We start from the raw sequence: 15292 nt of genomic DNA on the forward strand, positions 1-15292 counted from the left end.
TACTCCTTTACCTCATTATTACTAGTTAATCTGTTGAAAAACAAGGACCCCATCTGCTTCAACAAACGAATGTGGTTGAGCTAATGCAATCGGTGTTTGATTGATTACTAATACTTGTGCTTGCGGTTGTTTATACCGAATTAAATCACAAAATGGATGGACTTGAAAACTGGTTCCCACAATGACCACTAATTCCGCCTGCTCGACAGCTTTCATTGCGCCCTCTAGCACATGTTCTTTAAAGCCTTCCCCATATAATACAATATCGGGACGAATTTGCCCACCGCAGTTTTCCTCTTCATGTCGATCACTTTTTAGATAGTTTTGCCAGGCAACGGAGCGCCCACATTTCCGACAGCTACACTCGTATAAGCTCCCATGAAAATTAATCACGTGCTTACTTCCCGCTTCCTCATGCAATCCGTCAATATTTTGTGACACTACCCAAACCTCTTTTTGTTCCTCCAGTTTTGCCATTGTCTGATGAATGATGTTTGGTTGGGCAGTTGGGTGGTAAATGTTTTGAACAAATTGATAAAACTTTTCAGGTTCATAAACCATTGCCTCATGACTCAACAAATACTCTGGCTGCTCCACTCCTTGATAGATTCCTTTTAATGAACGATAATCTGGAATTCCTGACGGCGTTGACACACCCGCACCAGTTAAAAAAGTAATCTTTTGTGCCGCGCGAATTTGTTCAGCTGCTTCATTTGGTAAAATAGTTTTCATGTAGCTCACCTCTTCTCTATTATACTCGAAGTCTTTGTTTATGAACAACGCTCGCAAAAAAAGAAGGAGCACCTTGCGCGTCCCTTCTTCACGAAAACGATTGTCATCTATCAACGTTTTCCATTTTACTCTGTATGCGAACTAAGTTCAGTGACTTATAAAAATTCCTTCAACACAGTAAAATCAATATTCCCACCTGAAACTACGGCCACCGTTTTCTTTCCTTTAAGCAAATGATTAATTTTCCCACTTAAAATTGCTGCTGTACTTAAGGCACCGGCCCCCTCAGCAACCACTTTTTCTTTTAAAGCTAAAAAGAATATGGCTTCTTCAATCTCTTTTTCTTCTACTAAAATAGTTTCATCAATTCGATCCTTCAAAATATCATACGTGATCTCTCCTGCCAAAGCCACATCGCAGCCATCCGCTAACGTTCGTGCCGTTCGGTTTTCAATCAAACGATGTGCCCAAATGGAACGAATCATTCCGTGAACTTGATAAGATTGAACCCCAATAATTTTCACTTCAGGCCTCAATTCTTTGACGGCTAACGCAATTCCAGCAATCAGACCCCCACCGCCAATCGGAACAATTATATTATCTACATCGGCCAAATCTTCGAGAATCTCTCGACCTATCGTTCCTTGTCCGTAAATAATCGCCTCATCATCAAACGGTGATACAAAAACCTCTCCCGATTTTTTCGTCTCAGCTATTGTAAGCTCTTTGGTCTCATCAAAAGTTGTCCCCGCTAAAATTACTTCTGCTCCATAATTTTTGGTTGCTTCAATTTTTGTTGTTGGGGCTGTAACAGGCATAAAAATTCGTGCATGTATGTTCAAAAGTGAGGCCGCTAACGCCACCCCCTGCGCATGATTACCCGCAGAACAGGCAATAACACCTTGCACTCTTTCTTCAACAGTTAATTGGGCAAGTTTATTGTAAGCACCTCGAAATTTAAATGCGCCCGTCCTTTGTAAATTCTCTAATTTTAAATAGATATCTCCTTGAACAAATGCATTCATCGTATTGCTTGGCATCAGTGGTGTATGAATGACCACAGGCTTCAGGCGTTGATAAACCACCTCTAGTTCTCCTTGCGCATGTTCTTCTGTAAAAGTTGTCACATCCGTTCCCTCCAAATCTACCTCCGTACTTATTTGGTTCATCGCAATTATAACGCTTTCATCTTGTTTCGTCAGTCTCAAAAGAGCTAGATGAGAGTTTTTTTAGCAAGCTCTTTTCAGAAGATTAGACTTTTACTTTACTCTATGATAACTGCTTCATTTGCTACTTAGGATAAGCTAGTACTTATCGCCTTGAACAACAGCGAATCAGGAGTCCCCCCACTAATTCTAGTAGCATTCAAAAAGATTGGCTATTGGCAATAGAAGCTTACTGACCCCCGATTTCTAATGCGAACCTTTCTTCACTTAGTAACTCTTGTAAAAATTTAATAATGAATGGAATTAAAATGCCCCCAATTGAACTATTCATAGGATCAGTCAAAGAAAAACGGCTAAATTACGAGGACCGAATGAAAATTGAAGCTTGGAAACAAATTACCCAACCCTGTCTAATTTTTTATAACCATTCGGATTTCTTTTTATGTTCCACTAGTTATTGTTAACTTTCACACAAGATTCATGACAAATATTTGAAAACGTGCTAAAATACTAGCTGTATAAAGTGAGGTGAATTAACATGTTACCATTGTTCATTTATTGGGGAATTATTTTAGCTTGTATCGCTTGGTTTGCTCTAAGCCTATTCTTTTCAGTTTTCTATTTATCTCGCAAAGAGAATGGAAATCTTTGGGCATTTGCCTTTTTCAACGTGATCGCCGCTATCGTTTTAGCTATTATGCTAGTCGTTTATAGAACTTGGGGTTGGGATATCACTCAATATTCAAGCTTAATCTATTTGATTTTAGCAGGATACGGTGTACTGACTGTTGTTCAAGCTGTGTTAGGGCGCGAGCCAAAAACAGCTGCAGCGTAAACCAAATACAAATAAGGAGCTGTCCGCAAATTAAGCGGGCAGCTCTTTTTTGCCAGTCCCACTTTTGCAGGGCCTTTTAGTGGGATGGTAGGCGTGAGGCGATAAATACAAAATGGCACATTTTGTTTCCTTATAATAAGCCTTAGCTGCCAGTTCTACTTTGTAAGTCCATCTAGTTGAATGACTCTATCTTTTCAGGATCAGCTCACTTCACCAGCCATATCTCAATAAAAGCTATCAATCCTACGCATATAAGCCCCTTTATTTAATAGACTGGTAAACGAGGTGGGATACAAGTTATATCAAAAATAGTCCTTAAATTTCCCAACAATTGATTTGTTACACACGGAAATTTAAATACGTCATAAATTATATGATTTTAATGAATAAAGCGAACAAAAGCGTATTATATTCATAGAACCAACTTACTATAATTTAAGTGTAGTATTGTTTTTGGTCGTGGTGAATCACTCTCAACTTTTCAATTATAAAACGAAACGTTGGTTTGAAGGGGTGTTGGCCGATGAATACCAGTGGAATGAGGAAGGTTGCATTTTGAGCATAATGTTTAATGACATTATGACAATCCTAATAATAGTTAATTTCACTAGTGTTGCAAAGACTCCTCAACCTATCTAAAACTTGATATAAAGCTATCCAGACAAAAAAAATCCTTTATACTACTCTTGGATGACTTATCCAAGACCAATAAAAAGGACCACAACATGGATAAGTATAACTCAAAAACTTCATTTCAGAAATGGTTTTCTTCAATAAATTTGAATAATTTATCGGAAGAAGCCAAAAATTGGATGCAACAATTTAATTCTTACAGTAAAAAACTGGACTTCACGACCACAATTAAAGTTCTGTTACATGCCGTTTATGAAGAGCTTCCAAGCTTTCGCGAAATGGACAGATCCTTTATGGATCGAAGTCTTCGCCAAGAAATAGGCATAGATTCGCTGTGCTACAGTTCACTTTCTCGTAAAATTCCTGAAATCAGTCAAGAAGTTCTAATGGAGATCTTTGCGCAGTTGGCTCAGAAAGTGGCAAAAGAACGACCAAGTTCAAAAACAACTAGCCTTCAACTTGTTGATTCAACCACGATCCCGTTGAATAAGACGCGGTTTCCATGGGCAAATTTTCGGAAAACTAAAGCAGGTATCAAGCTTCATTTGAACCTCTGTTATCTGGACAAAACCAATCAATACCCAGAACATTTTACGATTACTAATGCCGAAGAACATGACCGGAATCATTTCGAATGTTTAGTGGACAAAACAGAAGCGACCTATGTTGTGGATCGCGGCTATTTTGATTACAAACTGCTGGATCGCCTGCACAATGACGGTTATTTCTTTGTGACACGAACAAAATCCAATACGACGATTACAGTCTTAGAACAAATTGAACTCGTGAATCCAAAAACAACAGACGGTCAACTTATCAGTGATCAACACGTCATTTTAGGCGGCGGAAACAATCACGTCACCGAACGATTTCGTCTTGTGACTGTTTTGACGAAAGGTCAACGTCTCTTGCGAATCGTTACCAATCGTTTTGATATTTCGCCAAATGAAGTCGCCGACATGTATCAAGCACGTTGGCAAATTGAGCTGTTTTTCAAACATTTAAAACAGAATCTGGCAATCAAGCAACTTTACTCACGAAGCGAACAAGGTGCAATTAATCAAGTGATTCTCACCCTTATCGCGACGCTGTTAACCTATTTGGTAAAGATCGAATTGAATTCGGTAGCGACACTTTTCCAGTTAAAGCGCTCATTTCATTATCTACGTTTTGAGCCTGCAGAAATCTGGTTAGAGCGCCACAGACCCGGGTGATTTTGACTAAATACGTTGTCGACGCTTTTAGGATTCAGTTAAATACGACCAAAATTTTCTGGAAAAAAGTCATCCCTTGCGTAAGCATTCGACTTTTTTAAAATTTTAGCGAAAGATAGTTTTCAGATTATTCTGACTATATTTGCGCAACACTAGTGAGTTAATTTATTATTAGAGATTGTTTACAAAATAAAAAACTTAGAGGAGTAATCCTCTAAGCCACCAAAATCCACTGCCGAAGCAATTTTGAAAAAGGTGTACCACCACCTTTTTCCTACACTTAAATTATAGCAAGTTAATGGAACTAAGTCAAAATAAGAATATTTTATTGACAATCATTCGGTTATAAAGTAGACTCAATAACTGTATTAATTTAATTAACTGAATATGAGATACCTCAATCAATGAGGTAGAGGTCGCGAGACTTATTAATCCTGTGGAGTGAAGAAGACACGCTGAAGCAGGCCTAGGAAGAATCGCCGAAATGTAAAGTCATCTCTTGGACTTTATGTTGGGACATAAGTTAACAGCTTATGGACTGTCTTAGTAGTGATACTAAGTTGCGCTATGTTTTGTGAGAGGTTTACTATCGATAAAACCAGGCGGCCTTAGCATATAGATGGCGGCTTTTTTTTGTTCTATCGAAATAATTTAACTATTCTTTACACATTAGCCAAACCGAATATCTTGTAAAAGTAAAAAGGGGAGAAAAAAATGAAAAAAAGAGTCTTATCAGTAATCGTTGTACTAAGCTTCATTTTATCATTGGCCAGTCTAAGCGCACCAATCATCGCACAGGCCGATGAAAAAACACCTGCTGATGAATTTCGTGTGGGAATGGAGGCTGGTTATGCGCCGTTCAACTGGTCCCAAAAGGATGATTCAAATGGCGCTGTAGCTCTTGATAACAGAGCTTATGCTGGCGGTTATGATGTGCAAATCGCCAAAAAAGTTGCAGAAGGCTTGGGCAAAAAAATAGTGATTGTTCAAACCAAGTGGGATGGTCTAGCCCCCGCATTACAATCGGGAAAAATTGATGCTATTATCGCGGGGATGTCCCCAACTGCTGAGCGTCGAAAAGAAGTTGATTTTACAGATGCCTATTACGAATCACAATTAGTCGTCGTAGCGAAAAAAGATGGCCCTTATGCAAACGCTAAAAGTTTGAAAGACCTATCTGGTGCGAAGATTACCGGTCAACTAAGTACCTTCCATTACTCCGTGATTGATCAAATACCTGGAGTCAAAAAAGAACAAGCTATGGATAATTTTTCAGCTATGAGAACTGCTCTTGCGTCAGGAATCATTGATGGTTATGTCAGTGAGCGGCCTGAAGGAGTTACTGCAACAAGCGTGGATAAAAACATGACTATGCTTGAGTTTTCTGATGAGGATGGGTTTCAAACAACTCCTGAAGATGTTCAAGTAGCAATTGGAATGCGTAAAGGCGACACTGATCAAGAGAAAGTCAATGAGATTTTAGCGACTATCTCGCCAGAAGAACGCACAAAAATCATGGATCAAGCGATTGTCGATCAACCTGCTGCCACTGAAGATTCTAGTGGCGAGACCGCAAAATCAGGTATTCTCGCTGATATTAAAGAGATATGGGATCAATCAGGCTCACTCTTTTTACGCGGTGCCGGACTAACCTTACTTATCGCTCTATTTGGAACATTTGTTGGAACTGCCTTAGGTTTATTAATCGGTGTTTTCCGTACGATTCCAGAATCCGAAAATAAATTCTTCTATTATTTACAAAAATTTGCAAACTGGTTACTTTCAGTCTATATCGAAGTCTTCCGTGGTACACCTATGATGGTACAAGCGATGGTCATTTATTATGGATTAGCTCTTGCATTTGGAATTTCTTTAGACAAAACGGTGGCTGCCCTATTCATCGTCTCCATTAATACTGGGGCTTATATGTCAGAGATTGTTCGTGGGGGAATCTTCTCTGTTGATAAAGGGCAATTTGAAGCCGCTCAAGCAATCGGGATGACACATGGCCAAACCATGCGTAAAGTTATTATCCCACAAGTTTTGAGAAATATTTTACCTGCAACTGGAAACGAATTTGTTATCAACATCAAGGATACCGCTGTATTAAGTGTTATCGGTGTGGCCGACTTATTCTTCCAAGGAAATGCACAGGCTGGTGGAAACTACAAATTCTTCCAAACCTTTGCGATTGTCGGTGTTATGTATTTGATTATGACCTACATAATCACTCGAATTTTACGTGTTGTTGAGAAAAAAATGGATGGCCCATCTGCTTATGTTCAAATTAACGACCCAGATGAAGTAGCTGTTCAGGAAGAAAAATAAGGAGGTTGCCCATGAATACAATTATCGATGTTCAACACTTGAAAAAAAGTTTTGGCAAAAATGAAGTCTTAAAAGATATCAATTTAACTGTGAATAAAGGAGAAGTTGTTACCATCATCGGCTCTTCTGGTTCCGGAAAATCAACGCTTTTACGTTGTATCAATTTATTAGAAAAACCAACAGATGGAAAAATTCTTTACAATGAAACAAATGTGCTAGAAAAAGGCTACAACCTTCCCACTTACCGTACTCATTTGGGAATGGTTTTCCAACAATTTAATTTGTTTAATAATATGAATGTTTTGGATAACTGCTTATCTGGTCAGTTAACGGTCCTAAAGCGTTCCAAAGAAGAAGCCCGTAAAATTGCGATTCAAAATTTGGAAAATGTTGGTATGTCTCGTTATATTGATGCAAAACCTTCTCAGCTATCTGGCGGACAAAAACAACGTGTAGCGATTGCTCGTGCCCTTTCAATGAATCCAGATGTGATGCTCTTTGATGAACCGACTTCCGCACTCGATCCAGAAATGGTCGGCGAAGTTTTAACAACCATGAAAAAACTAGCTCACACAGGTTTAACCATGATTGTCGTTACACACGAAATGGCCTTTGCAAGAGAGGTCTCAGACCGCGTCATCTTTATGGATAAAGGTGTGATTGCCGAAGAAGGAACACCCGAGGATATCTTTGTTCATCCAAAAGAAACTCGGACAAAAGAATTTCTTCATCGCGTGTTAGATTAACTTGATTGTCTCTCTCAAAAGTGGAGGTTGGGACAGAAGTGTTTAACTCCGAGAAATAAGAAGGAATTCACGGAAATTGCTCTTCAAATTTTTGTGAATTTCAGCTTATTTCCGAAGGAGTTGCTTCTGTGTCCACCGTTTATTCGGATAAAAAGCGGCTTGGACATAGCTTGTAGAGTTATGTCCAAGCCGCTTGTTTTTTTTGATTATCTATTTTTTGAAATGATTTGCGAAAGTTTCAGAATTTTATTGATATAAGTAAATAACCATGGTACTTTTATAAGAAATAAAAAAATAGGGAGTTGTTGTTATTGGAAAAAAAGTTAGGATGGCGTGAGTATCTTTACATTGGCTCAATGCTCTTTGGTATGTTCTTCGGTGCAGGAAATTTGATCTTCCCTGTACACATGGGGCAGGAAGCTGGTTCAGCGATTTTTATGGCAAATCTAGGGTTCTTGATTACTGGAATTGGTCTGCCCTTTTTAGGAGTAATTGCCATCGGGATTTCAAAAAGTGAAGGAGTTTTCGATTTAGCAAAGCGTGTAAATAAACGATATGCAATTATTTTTACTGTCTTATTATATTTGGTCATTGGCCCATTTTTTGCTTTGCCTCGATTAGCTACTACTTCATTTGAGGTCGGATTAGCGCCCTTTATCGATTCAAGTATTCATCCAGCATTCTTAGCTTTATTCAGTATTGTATTCTTTTTGGCTGCCTGGTTCTTTTCTAGAAAGCCTTCAAAAATTCTAGATTATGTCGGCAAATTTCTAAATCCTTTATTCTTACTATTGCTAGGAATTCTGTTGTTATTAGGATTCTTAAAACCTTTAGGAGTCATTTCAGATATGCCAGTCCAAGCCGCTTATCAAACAAATACCTTCATCAATGGTTTCACGCAAGGGTATAACACGTTAGATGCGCTAGCTGCTTTGGCATTCGGGATTATCATCGTGACAACAATTCGTGGAATGGGTGTTACTCAACCCTCTGCGATTGCTAAAGATACCATCAAATCTGGCTCTATCAGTATTTTACTTATGGGAATCATCTACACCCTTCTTTCATTTTTAGGCGCTATGAGTGTAGGAGAGTTTCCTTTAAGTGATAATGGTGGCGTTGCGTTGGCACAAATTGCTAACTATTATTTAGGCACATTAGGAAGTGTCTTACTGGCTGGCATCGTTATCGTTGCTTGTCTAAAAACGGCTATCGGACTGATTACCGCTTGTGGTGAAACCTTTGTTACCTTGTTCCCCGCGCGTTCTTACAGCTTTTATGTAGCCGTAGCAAGCATCTTGCCTTGTATCTTTGCAAACGTGGGTTTGACGAAAATCATTCAATTTTCAACACCTGTTCTTATGTTCATTTATCCATTAGCAATGACCTTAATCTTGCTCGTGCTTCTCGGACCTTTATTTAAAAATCGCCCGCATGTTTACAAAATGACCACTTATTTCACTTTATTTGCAGCGGTGCTTGATGCTTTACTGGCGTCTCCGGATTTTTTGAAAAACACCACCTTGGTTAAAAAAATCTTAGAATTTGCAACTGATTACTTGCCCTTCTTTACAATTGGCATGGGCTGGATTTTACCAGCTATCATCGGCTTTATTCTAGGCATCGTCTGGTCTCTTTTCAAACCAAATGCCTTTCCAGAATCGATGATTGAATAAATATTATTTCAGCAGAATTCGCTTAAATGAATTTCTGCTGTTTTTTTATTAAATAATTCTTTGTTTAAGAGAAGTTTTCTTCGGGGAACGCATGAGAATGCTCTTTGATAGCTAGGTTATCAACTGACATATAATGTGAAACAAGGTACAATGCGGTTAAGGAGGGTTTTTAAAATGCTATATGAAGAATTGATTATGGACTCATCTACATTGATCAAGTTTAATTTATTCAAAAAGATTATTCGGTTAAACGATGAACATTATCCTGTTACTCAGCTTGCCGAAGAAATGGATTTAAACTACCAACAAACAATGATTGACCTATCAGAAATTGATAAGGACTTGACTCAGTTAAATCCAAACCACCGTTCTCTACTAATTGGTGCTGGAAAGATTAACTCATTTGACATCACTGCAACTATCGATGAATACCGCTACTTCTTATTGACACATTCTGTCCCATTTCAGTTTATGATTTATTTCTTGAACGAACCACATCCTAGCATTAATGATTTTTGCGAAGAGTTTTTTGTCAGTCGCTCAACCGTTTCAAGAAAAATCGCCAAACTTAGATCGTATCTTCATAAATTCCATCTTCGACTTACGTATACAGATGCTGGTTTAGTAGGTGATGAACGTATTATTCGGATTGCTTTATTCATTTTAGTTTGGTTGGGAACACGAGGTATGTATTGGCCACTAAACGTTTCTGAAGAAAAAGCCGAGCAGCTTGCAACTAGCTATTCAGAATACTTCCCTCTTAGACGGACGTACCTTGGCCGTTTGGAACTAAAATTTTTTGCCGGAATTATTTTGTCTCGACTTGTTAGAAATAAATTCGCTAAATATGATAAGCATTATGATTTTCTTTTGAAAAAAAATGCCTATTATGACACAGAAAAACTAGAGGAACAGCTTGATATTCCTTTAACGCCCAAACAACTTAAAGGAGAGAGTGGCTTCATTGCTTTTCTAGCTCATTTTGCTCCTTTTTATACGATTGAAGACGATAAAAGTCTCCAACAAACAATTGAAAATTTTGCAGCTCGACCAAACCCGGTTTCAGACTTAACAAACAAGTTTTTATCCTATATGAAAAAACAATACTTTACAGCAGAGCCTGAATTATTAGATCACCCACTAATTATGGGTAACCTTTTGAATGTTGGATTTAGTTTTTATGTCCTTCGACAAAAGTACCCTTCCATCCATGGGCTAGTTGTTCAACCACAGATGCGGGCTCACTCAAGTAAAGAATTTCAAGAAAAGGTCACTCAATTTTTTTATGTAGCAAGAAAAGAACCCGAATTCCAGTTTATTACAGACGAAGTTTTACCAGAGATTTCTATAATGTTTGCTAGCGTTTTACTCCCTTATTACGATCGCGTAAAATATTCAGAGAAACTCCAAGTAAGTCTAGCAATGGAACATAACTTTCTGTTGGTGAAAGGTCTCTATCAATTTTTGGACGACTTAAGGTTTATTGAAGCAGAACCCTACAACCCATCAAAAAATAGCGACTATGACTTGGTTATCAGCTCCTCATTATTATTAAAACAAGAGCATCCAGATTTGCCTATCTATTTCTGGGACCACTCTTCTAGTGAAAGCGAATTGATTTCTCTCTATCAAAAATTGCGTCATCTCTATAACGAAAAAAATATTGAATAACATCCTGATAGTAAGCATAGAATGGGTATGAATCCCACTCATCCTATGCTTACTAACCTTTATATCGCAATTTTCGACGCTCCGTAAGAATCTCTTAATAATTCTTTACAACTTCTGAAAACTTTCATCACAAAATATTCACAAATACTCGGTAATATAAATACATACCAACAAACAACCCTAACAAAACACTTTTTCATTTTTAACTCCTTGCCCGCCAGCTACCCTCTGGCGGGCTATTTTTGGCAGTCCCGCTGGTGTAGGACCTTCTAGCGGGATGCTAGGCGTGAGGCGATAATTCAAAATGGCACATTTTGTTACCTTATAACAAGCCTTAGCTGGCAGTCCCACTGGTGCATGACCTTCTAGCGGGATGCTAGGCGCAGAGCAATAAGGTGAACTGGAACAGTTCATTGTCCTTTAATAGAGCTCTAGCTGGCAGTCCCGCTGGTGCATGACCTTCTAGCGAGAGGCTAGGCGTGAGGCGACAATTCAAAATGGCACATTTTACCATCATTCCCCTAACCTTAGCTACCAGTCTGTTATCCAATCTCTACTTCTTAATACTTTCGCTTCCTTTTCTTTACCATTTTTCTACTCTTTCGTCATAATTTATTCAAACTTTCTCGTTATAGTATATTCATACCCAGAAACAACCCTAACAAAACACTTTTTCATTTTTAACTCCTTTGCCTGCCAGCTACCCTCTGGCAGGCTACTTTTTTGTTCCTAGCTAGATAGAGTTAGTCCTCAAATTCTCCTTCTATCTCTGCCCTGCCTTATAAAAATCGATAACCAAAGCAGACTGACTAATCTTCTCTTTAATTACTCAACAATAAAATACCGTACGTTTTTTAAAATCAATGAAACAAACTCTTAAATAATTCCAAACATATTTGTCACAGTTTTTTCATAGTCATTTGTTATAGTATATTCATACCCAGAAACAACCCTAACAAAACACTTTTTCATTTTTAACTCCTTGCCTGCCAGCTACCCTCTGGCAGGCTATTTTTGTCAGTCCCACTTTTGTAGGACCTTCTAGTGGGATGATAGGCGTGGTGCGATACAGATGAAATGTTTCATTTCCTTACCCCAGCACTAGTAAGGATGGTAGGCGCAGTACGATAAGGTGAACTAGAATAGTTCACTGTCCTTTGAAATGAGCTCTAGCTGGCAGTCCCACTGGTGCATGACCTTCTAGCGGGATGCTAAGCGCAGAGCAATAAGGTGAACTGGAACAGTTCACGGTCCTTTGAAATGGGCTCTAGATGGCAGTCCCACTTTTGTAGGACCTTCTAGTGGGATGATAGGCGTGGTGCGATACAGATGAAATGTTTCATTTCCTTACCCCAGCACTAGTAAGGATGCTAAGCGCAGAGCAATAAGGTGAACTAGAATAGTTCACTGTCCTTTGAAATGGGCTCTAGCTGGCAGTCCTACTTTTGTAGGAACATTTAGCTGCCAGTCCTACTTTTATAGGACCATTTAATAGAAAAGATAAACGTCGATCATCGTCTCCCCCTCATGTCCCTTGTTCTAACACTAACTCATTCCAAAATCATCTCATCTTTTTACATTTACGAACAAAAAAGACCGAGATATCATTTCTCCCGGCCTTCAATCTTCATTCTTATTATTTTGACATGCGTTCTTCTGAGCTTTTGGTTGAAAGCACGCTAATTTTTTTGATTTGTGCAATTGAAACCATGTGCATTTGTTGTTCTTTGGACTGATCTCTCACAACTACCGTATCTTTTCCAACTGTTTTTGTCGCAATCCACCCAGAAAGTACTTTTGCTTTTGGATTATGAGGATCCTCCTGTATTTGAAGAACAACTAAACTTTTTTCAACTGCTGCTTTTTGTAGTTTTTTGACAATGTCCGCGGTCATCTGCTTTTGCATACGTAGCTCACCAGAGTCATTAATGAACGCATCTAAAAAACTTTGAGAAGTTGTTGAGACTAATCTAGTTAATTTCTTCATTGTTGAAGCTTTCTTTTTCTCCAATTACAATCGCCTCCTTTGCGCTAAAAAACGGACATTCTACTCCTTACCATTTTACCTAATTTTCTGGTAAAATACAAGAAAACATGTTCGTACTTTGCAAATTTTAAGCATCTACTCAGACTAGTTGCCAGCTATTTTAGCTTAAAATAACCTTTTCAACCATTTATTGATTCCTTCAGAAACTAACGCATAAGTTTCGTCAAAGTTCCCTGTGTAATAGGGATCTGGCACCTCAACTGTTTCTTTTCCAGGAACGACACGCATAAACAATTGAATTTTATGTTTTGTTTCTTCTGGCGCTATCTTCAATAAATCATTTACGTTACTTTGATCCATTCCTATAATAACATCCGCTTCAAGAAAATCTTGTGTGGTAATCTGACGAGCATAGATTCCTGCAAAATCAATACCCTGTTGCTTCAAAATCTTCTGTGTTCCTTGATGAGGGGGTTTCCCAACTTCCCAACGACTTGTTGCCGCAGAATCAACCACTAGCTTGCCGGATAAATCATTGGTTATTATTTCGTGCCTCATCAACGCTTCTGCCATAGGGGAGCGACAAATGTTTCCCAAGCAGACAAAGATAATCTTTTTCATCGCCATAACCTCCTGTTTTACTTATAAAAAAGAAGCCCCTTAGACTTCATTTTGTGAATATAATCGGTAAGAGAAAAATTCTATATCCTGTGCCAAACGGAATAACTGGGTCGCAATTTCTAATGGGCTCTCTTGGTACCCTTCCAAAATCCAGTTTGTCAGGACGCCACTACAGCCATAAGAAAAAAAGCGCGCGTAAAAATATTTATCTTTTTTGGATAGTTGTTTTTCTTCATCCATTTGATCAAATAAAGAAATAAATAATTTTTGCGTAATCTCAGAAAACTCATTCATTAAAACCTCGGGATCCGCTTGAACTGTATTTAAATAGAAAGCACTTTTTTCTTTCATCGCCTTAAGCATTTTTAATGCTTGTTCTTCCCAGTTTTCTAGAGACAAGCTCTCAGATTTTAAATAGCATAATGAATCTTCAACATAGACCCAACGCAATAAATCATACTTATCGGAAAAGTGATAATAGAATGTCTGTCGATTTAAGTCGACTTTTTTAGTCAAATCTTGAATGCTAATTTTCTTAAAACTTTTGGTTTCACAGAACTCAACCAGTGCAGCTCCTATCACTTTTTTTGTTACTTTCGACTCACTCATCTCTTCCCCCCCATTCTTGTCTATTTATCATAACAAAAAAAAGAACATTTTTCTTTAACTTTTTTCTGTCAATCTACGAAAAACAGTCTCGTTTGAGGCACTATTCATTCCTCTTGAAACAACTTTTGTTTTCTCTTAAAAAAATCAGCCATCACACGGACATTTTCTAGTTTCGTCCAACTTTGAGGAAGCATATGTTCTTGATTCATGTCATAAATAAGGCCTTCCAAGCTACCTAATAACAGCGGAGAATGGGTTGCTATCAAAAACTGACAATCTAAAAAACGAGCTGCCTCAGTAATTTTGTCTACTAACTCTAATTGTTTCTCAGCAGAAAGAGAGGCTTCTGGCTCATCTAATAGATAGACCCCACCCGGCACAAGGTAATCTTCAAAAATCTGCATCGACGTTTCCCCATTTGAATATTTTTCTTGAGAAAACTGAATTCTTTCCATTTGTTGTTGCATTTGGAAAGACTCTTTATGACGTTCGACTTGCTCTTTTGTCATCCCTAACTGTCTTCGTTGATAAAGATAACCTTCCGCCAAAATAGCCTCTTGTTGTACTTTTTTTATCTCATATAAGATATCTTCACTTTTTATGTAGTATGAATCCTTAGAAACTCTTCTCGCTTGTTTACCATTTTCAGACTCTTCCATAAATATCTGTAACTCAGACAAATATTTTTTTACATAGTCCACTGTATTAGGTCCATAATACATCGGCTCCTCTGCTCCTTTTATCGCAAGCTTTGAGGCAATCAAATTCAATAAAGTCGATTTGCCCGATCCGTTACTTCCATAAAACATCGTAATCGTATCTAATGCAAAATGAGCTCCTGTTTTCCCTCTAAAATTATTATAGGGATAGAGATTCGGATTTTTTACGGTTTCTGAAGATAATTGTATCGAACGAATATATTTCATAATCGTCTCCTTTCTTTCAACTCTAAAAGAAGAGTATGGGACATAGCTCAAAAAGTTATGTCCCATACTCCTAGTACCCGAATAAACGGTGGGCACAGAAGCAACTCCATCTACACTGCGTTCCGCTCTCAACAACTTCTACGCATGA

General features: G+C 38.2%; 12 protein-coding genes, 1 pseudogene and 1 riboswitch. Of the genes and pseudogenes, 7 read left to right on the top strand and 6 right to left on the bottom strand.

The window, feature by feature from the left end; genetic code table 11:
• Positions 1 to 21: 21 nt before the first annotated feature.
• Positions 22 to 732: an NAD-dependent protein deacylase gene (locus tag IGI37_RS17235; RefSeq protein ID WP_438763309.1), complete on the bottom strand. Its 711-nt coding sequence runs from the start codon at positions 730 to 732 to the stop codon at positions 22 to 24.
• Positions 733 to 887: 155 nt separating this feature from the next.
• Positions 888 to 1859: a pyridoxal-phosphate dependent enzyme gene (locus IGI37_RS17240; RefSeq protein WP_438763310.1), complete on the bottom strand. Its 972-nt coding sequence runs from the start codon at positions 1857 to 1859 to the stop codon at positions 888 to 890.
• A gap of 577 nt (positions 1860 to 2436) precedes the next feature.
• Here IGI37_RS17240 and IGI37_RS17245 point away from each other — a divergent pair.
• The 7 genes and pseudogenes from IGI37_RS17245 to IGI37_RS17275 all read left to right on the top strand — a co-directional run bounded on the left by IGI37_RS17245 (position 2437) and on the right by IGI37_RS17275 (position 11001).
• Positions 2437 to 2733 carry a hypothetical protein gene (locus IGI37_RS17245; protein WP_438763311.1) on the top strand — a complete coding sequence of 99 codons (297 nt, stop codon included), beginning with the start codon at positions 2437 to 2439 and terminating at the stop codon, positions 2731 to 2733.
• 725 nt (positions 2734 to 3458) lie between these two features.
• Positions 3459 to 4580: an IS4 family transposase gene (locus tag IGI37_RS17250; protein ID WP_438762923.1), complete on the top strand. Its 1122-nt coding sequence runs from the start codon at positions 3459 to 3461 to the stop codon at positions 4578 to 4580.
• A gap of 402 nt (positions 4581 to 4982) precedes the next feature.
• Positions 4983 to 5156: riboswitch (Lysine riboswitch) on the top strand.
• A 138-nt stretch (positions 5157 to 5294) separates the two neighbouring features.
• Positions 5295 to 6908 carry an ABC transporter substrate-binding protein/permease gene (locus tag IGI37_RS17255; RefSeq protein ID WP_438763312.1) on the top strand — a complete coding sequence of 538 codons (1614 nt, stop codon included), beginning with the start codon at positions 5295 to 5297 and terminating at the stop codon, positions 6906 to 6908.
• Positions 6909 to 6919: 11 nt separating this feature from the next.
• Positions 6920 to 7654 (top strand): amino acid ABC transporter ATP-binding protein, encoded by a 735-nt coding sequence (locus IGI37_RS17260; protein ID WP_438763313.1) that lies wholly within the window; start codon positions 6920 to 6922, stop codon positions 7652 to 7654.
• A 27-nt stretch (positions 7655 to 7681) separates the two neighbouring features.
• Positions 7682 to 7804: pseudogene (locus IGI37_RS17265) on the top strand (DUF3788 family protein); the annotation flags it as partial.
• A 161-nt stretch (positions 7805 to 7965) separates the two neighbouring features.
• A complete protein-coding gene (gene brnQ / locus IGI37_RS17270) occupies positions 7966 to 9330 on the top strand; it encodes a branched-chain amino acid transport system II carrier protein (RefSeq protein WP_438763314.1) in 1365 nt (454 codons plus the stop codon).
• A gap of 174 nt (positions 9331 to 9504) precedes the next feature.
• Positions 9505 to 11001 carry a helix-turn-helix domain-containing protein gene (locus IGI37_RS17275; protein WP_438763315.1) on the top strand — a complete coding sequence of 499 codons (1497 nt, stop codon included), beginning with the start codon at positions 9505 to 9507 and terminating at the stop codon, positions 10999 to 11001.
• A gap of 1636 nt (positions 11002 to 12637) precedes the next feature.
• Here the strand turns inward: IGI37_RS17275 and IGI37_RS17280 are convergent.
• The 4 genes from IGI37_RS17280 to IGI37_RS17295 all read right to left on the bottom strand — a co-directional run bounded on the left by IGI37_RS17280 (position 12638) and on the right by IGI37_RS17295 (position 15144).
• On the bottom strand, positions 12638 to 13012 hold the full coding sequence (locus IGI37_RS17280) for a hypothetical protein (RefSeq protein ID WP_438763316.1): 375 nt from the start codon (positions 13010 to 13012) through the stop codon (positions 12638 to 12640).
• Between the two features lie 141 nt (positions 13013 to 13153).
• The gene (locus tag IGI37_RS17285; RefSeq protein WP_438763318.1) at positions 13154 to 13609 is read right to left on the bottom strand and encodes a low molecular weight protein-tyrosine-phosphatase; all 456 of its coding nucleotides are present in this window, start codon (positions 13607 to 13609) and stop codon (positions 13154 to 13156) included.
• 39 nt (positions 13610 to 13648) lie between these two features.
• Positions 13649 to 14218 (bottom strand): TetR/AcrR family transcriptional regulator C-terminal domain-containing protein, encoded by a 570-nt coding sequence (locus IGI37_RS17290; RefSeq protein ID WP_438763319.1) that lies wholly within the window; start codon positions 14216 to 14218, stop codon positions 13649 to 13651.
• A gap of 104 nt (positions 14219 to 14322) precedes the next feature.
• Positions 14323 to 15144, bottom strand: coding sequence for an AAA family ATPase (locus IGI37_RS17295; RefSeq protein ID WP_438763320.1), 822 nt, complete (start codon positions 15142 to 15144; stop codon positions 14323 to 14325).
• Positions 15145 to 15292: the final 148 nt, after the last annotated feature.

The organism is Enterococcus sp. AZ194 (assembly GCF_051713825.1).
In the GTDB taxonomy this organism is placed as follows: Bacteria; Bacillota; Bacilli; order Lactobacillales; family Enterococcaceae; genus Enterococcus_K.

Coding starts and splice junctions, on each gene's coding strand:
- IGI37_RS17235 (WP_438763309.1), bottom strand. CDS start 732: ATGAAAACTATTTTACCAAATGAAGCAGCTGAACAAATTCGCGCGGCA.
- IGI37_RS17245 (WP_438763311.1), top strand. CDS start 2,437: ATGTTACCATTGTTCATTTATTGGGGAATTATTTTAGCTTGTATCGCT.
- IGI37_RS17250 (WP_438762923.1), top strand. CDS start 3,459: ATGGATAAGTATAACTCAAAAACTTCATTTCAGAAATGGTTTTCTTCA.
- IGI37_RS17255 (WP_438763312.1), top strand. CDS start 5,295: ATGAAAAAAAGAGTCTTATCAGTAATCGTTGTACTAAGCTTCATTTTA.
- IGI37_RS17260 (WP_438763313.1), top strand. CDS start 6,920: ATGAATACAATTATCGATGTTCAACACTTGAAAAAAAGTTTTGGCAAA.
- IGI37_RS17275 (WP_438763315.1), top strand. CDS start 9,505: ATGCTATATGAAGAATTGATTATGGACTCATCTACATTGATCAAGTTT.
- IGI37_RS17285 (WP_438763318.1), bottom strand. CDS start 13,609: ATGAAAAAGATTATCTTTGTCTGCTTGGGAAACATTTGTCGCTCCCCT.
- IGI37_RS17290 (WP_438763319.1), bottom strand. CDS start 14,218: ATGAGTGAGTCGAAAGTAACAAAAAAAGTGATAGGAGCTGCACTGGTT.
- IGI37_RS17295 (WP_438763320.1), bottom strand. CDS start 15,144: ATGAAATATATTCGTTCGATACAATTATCTTCAGAAACCGTAAAAAAT.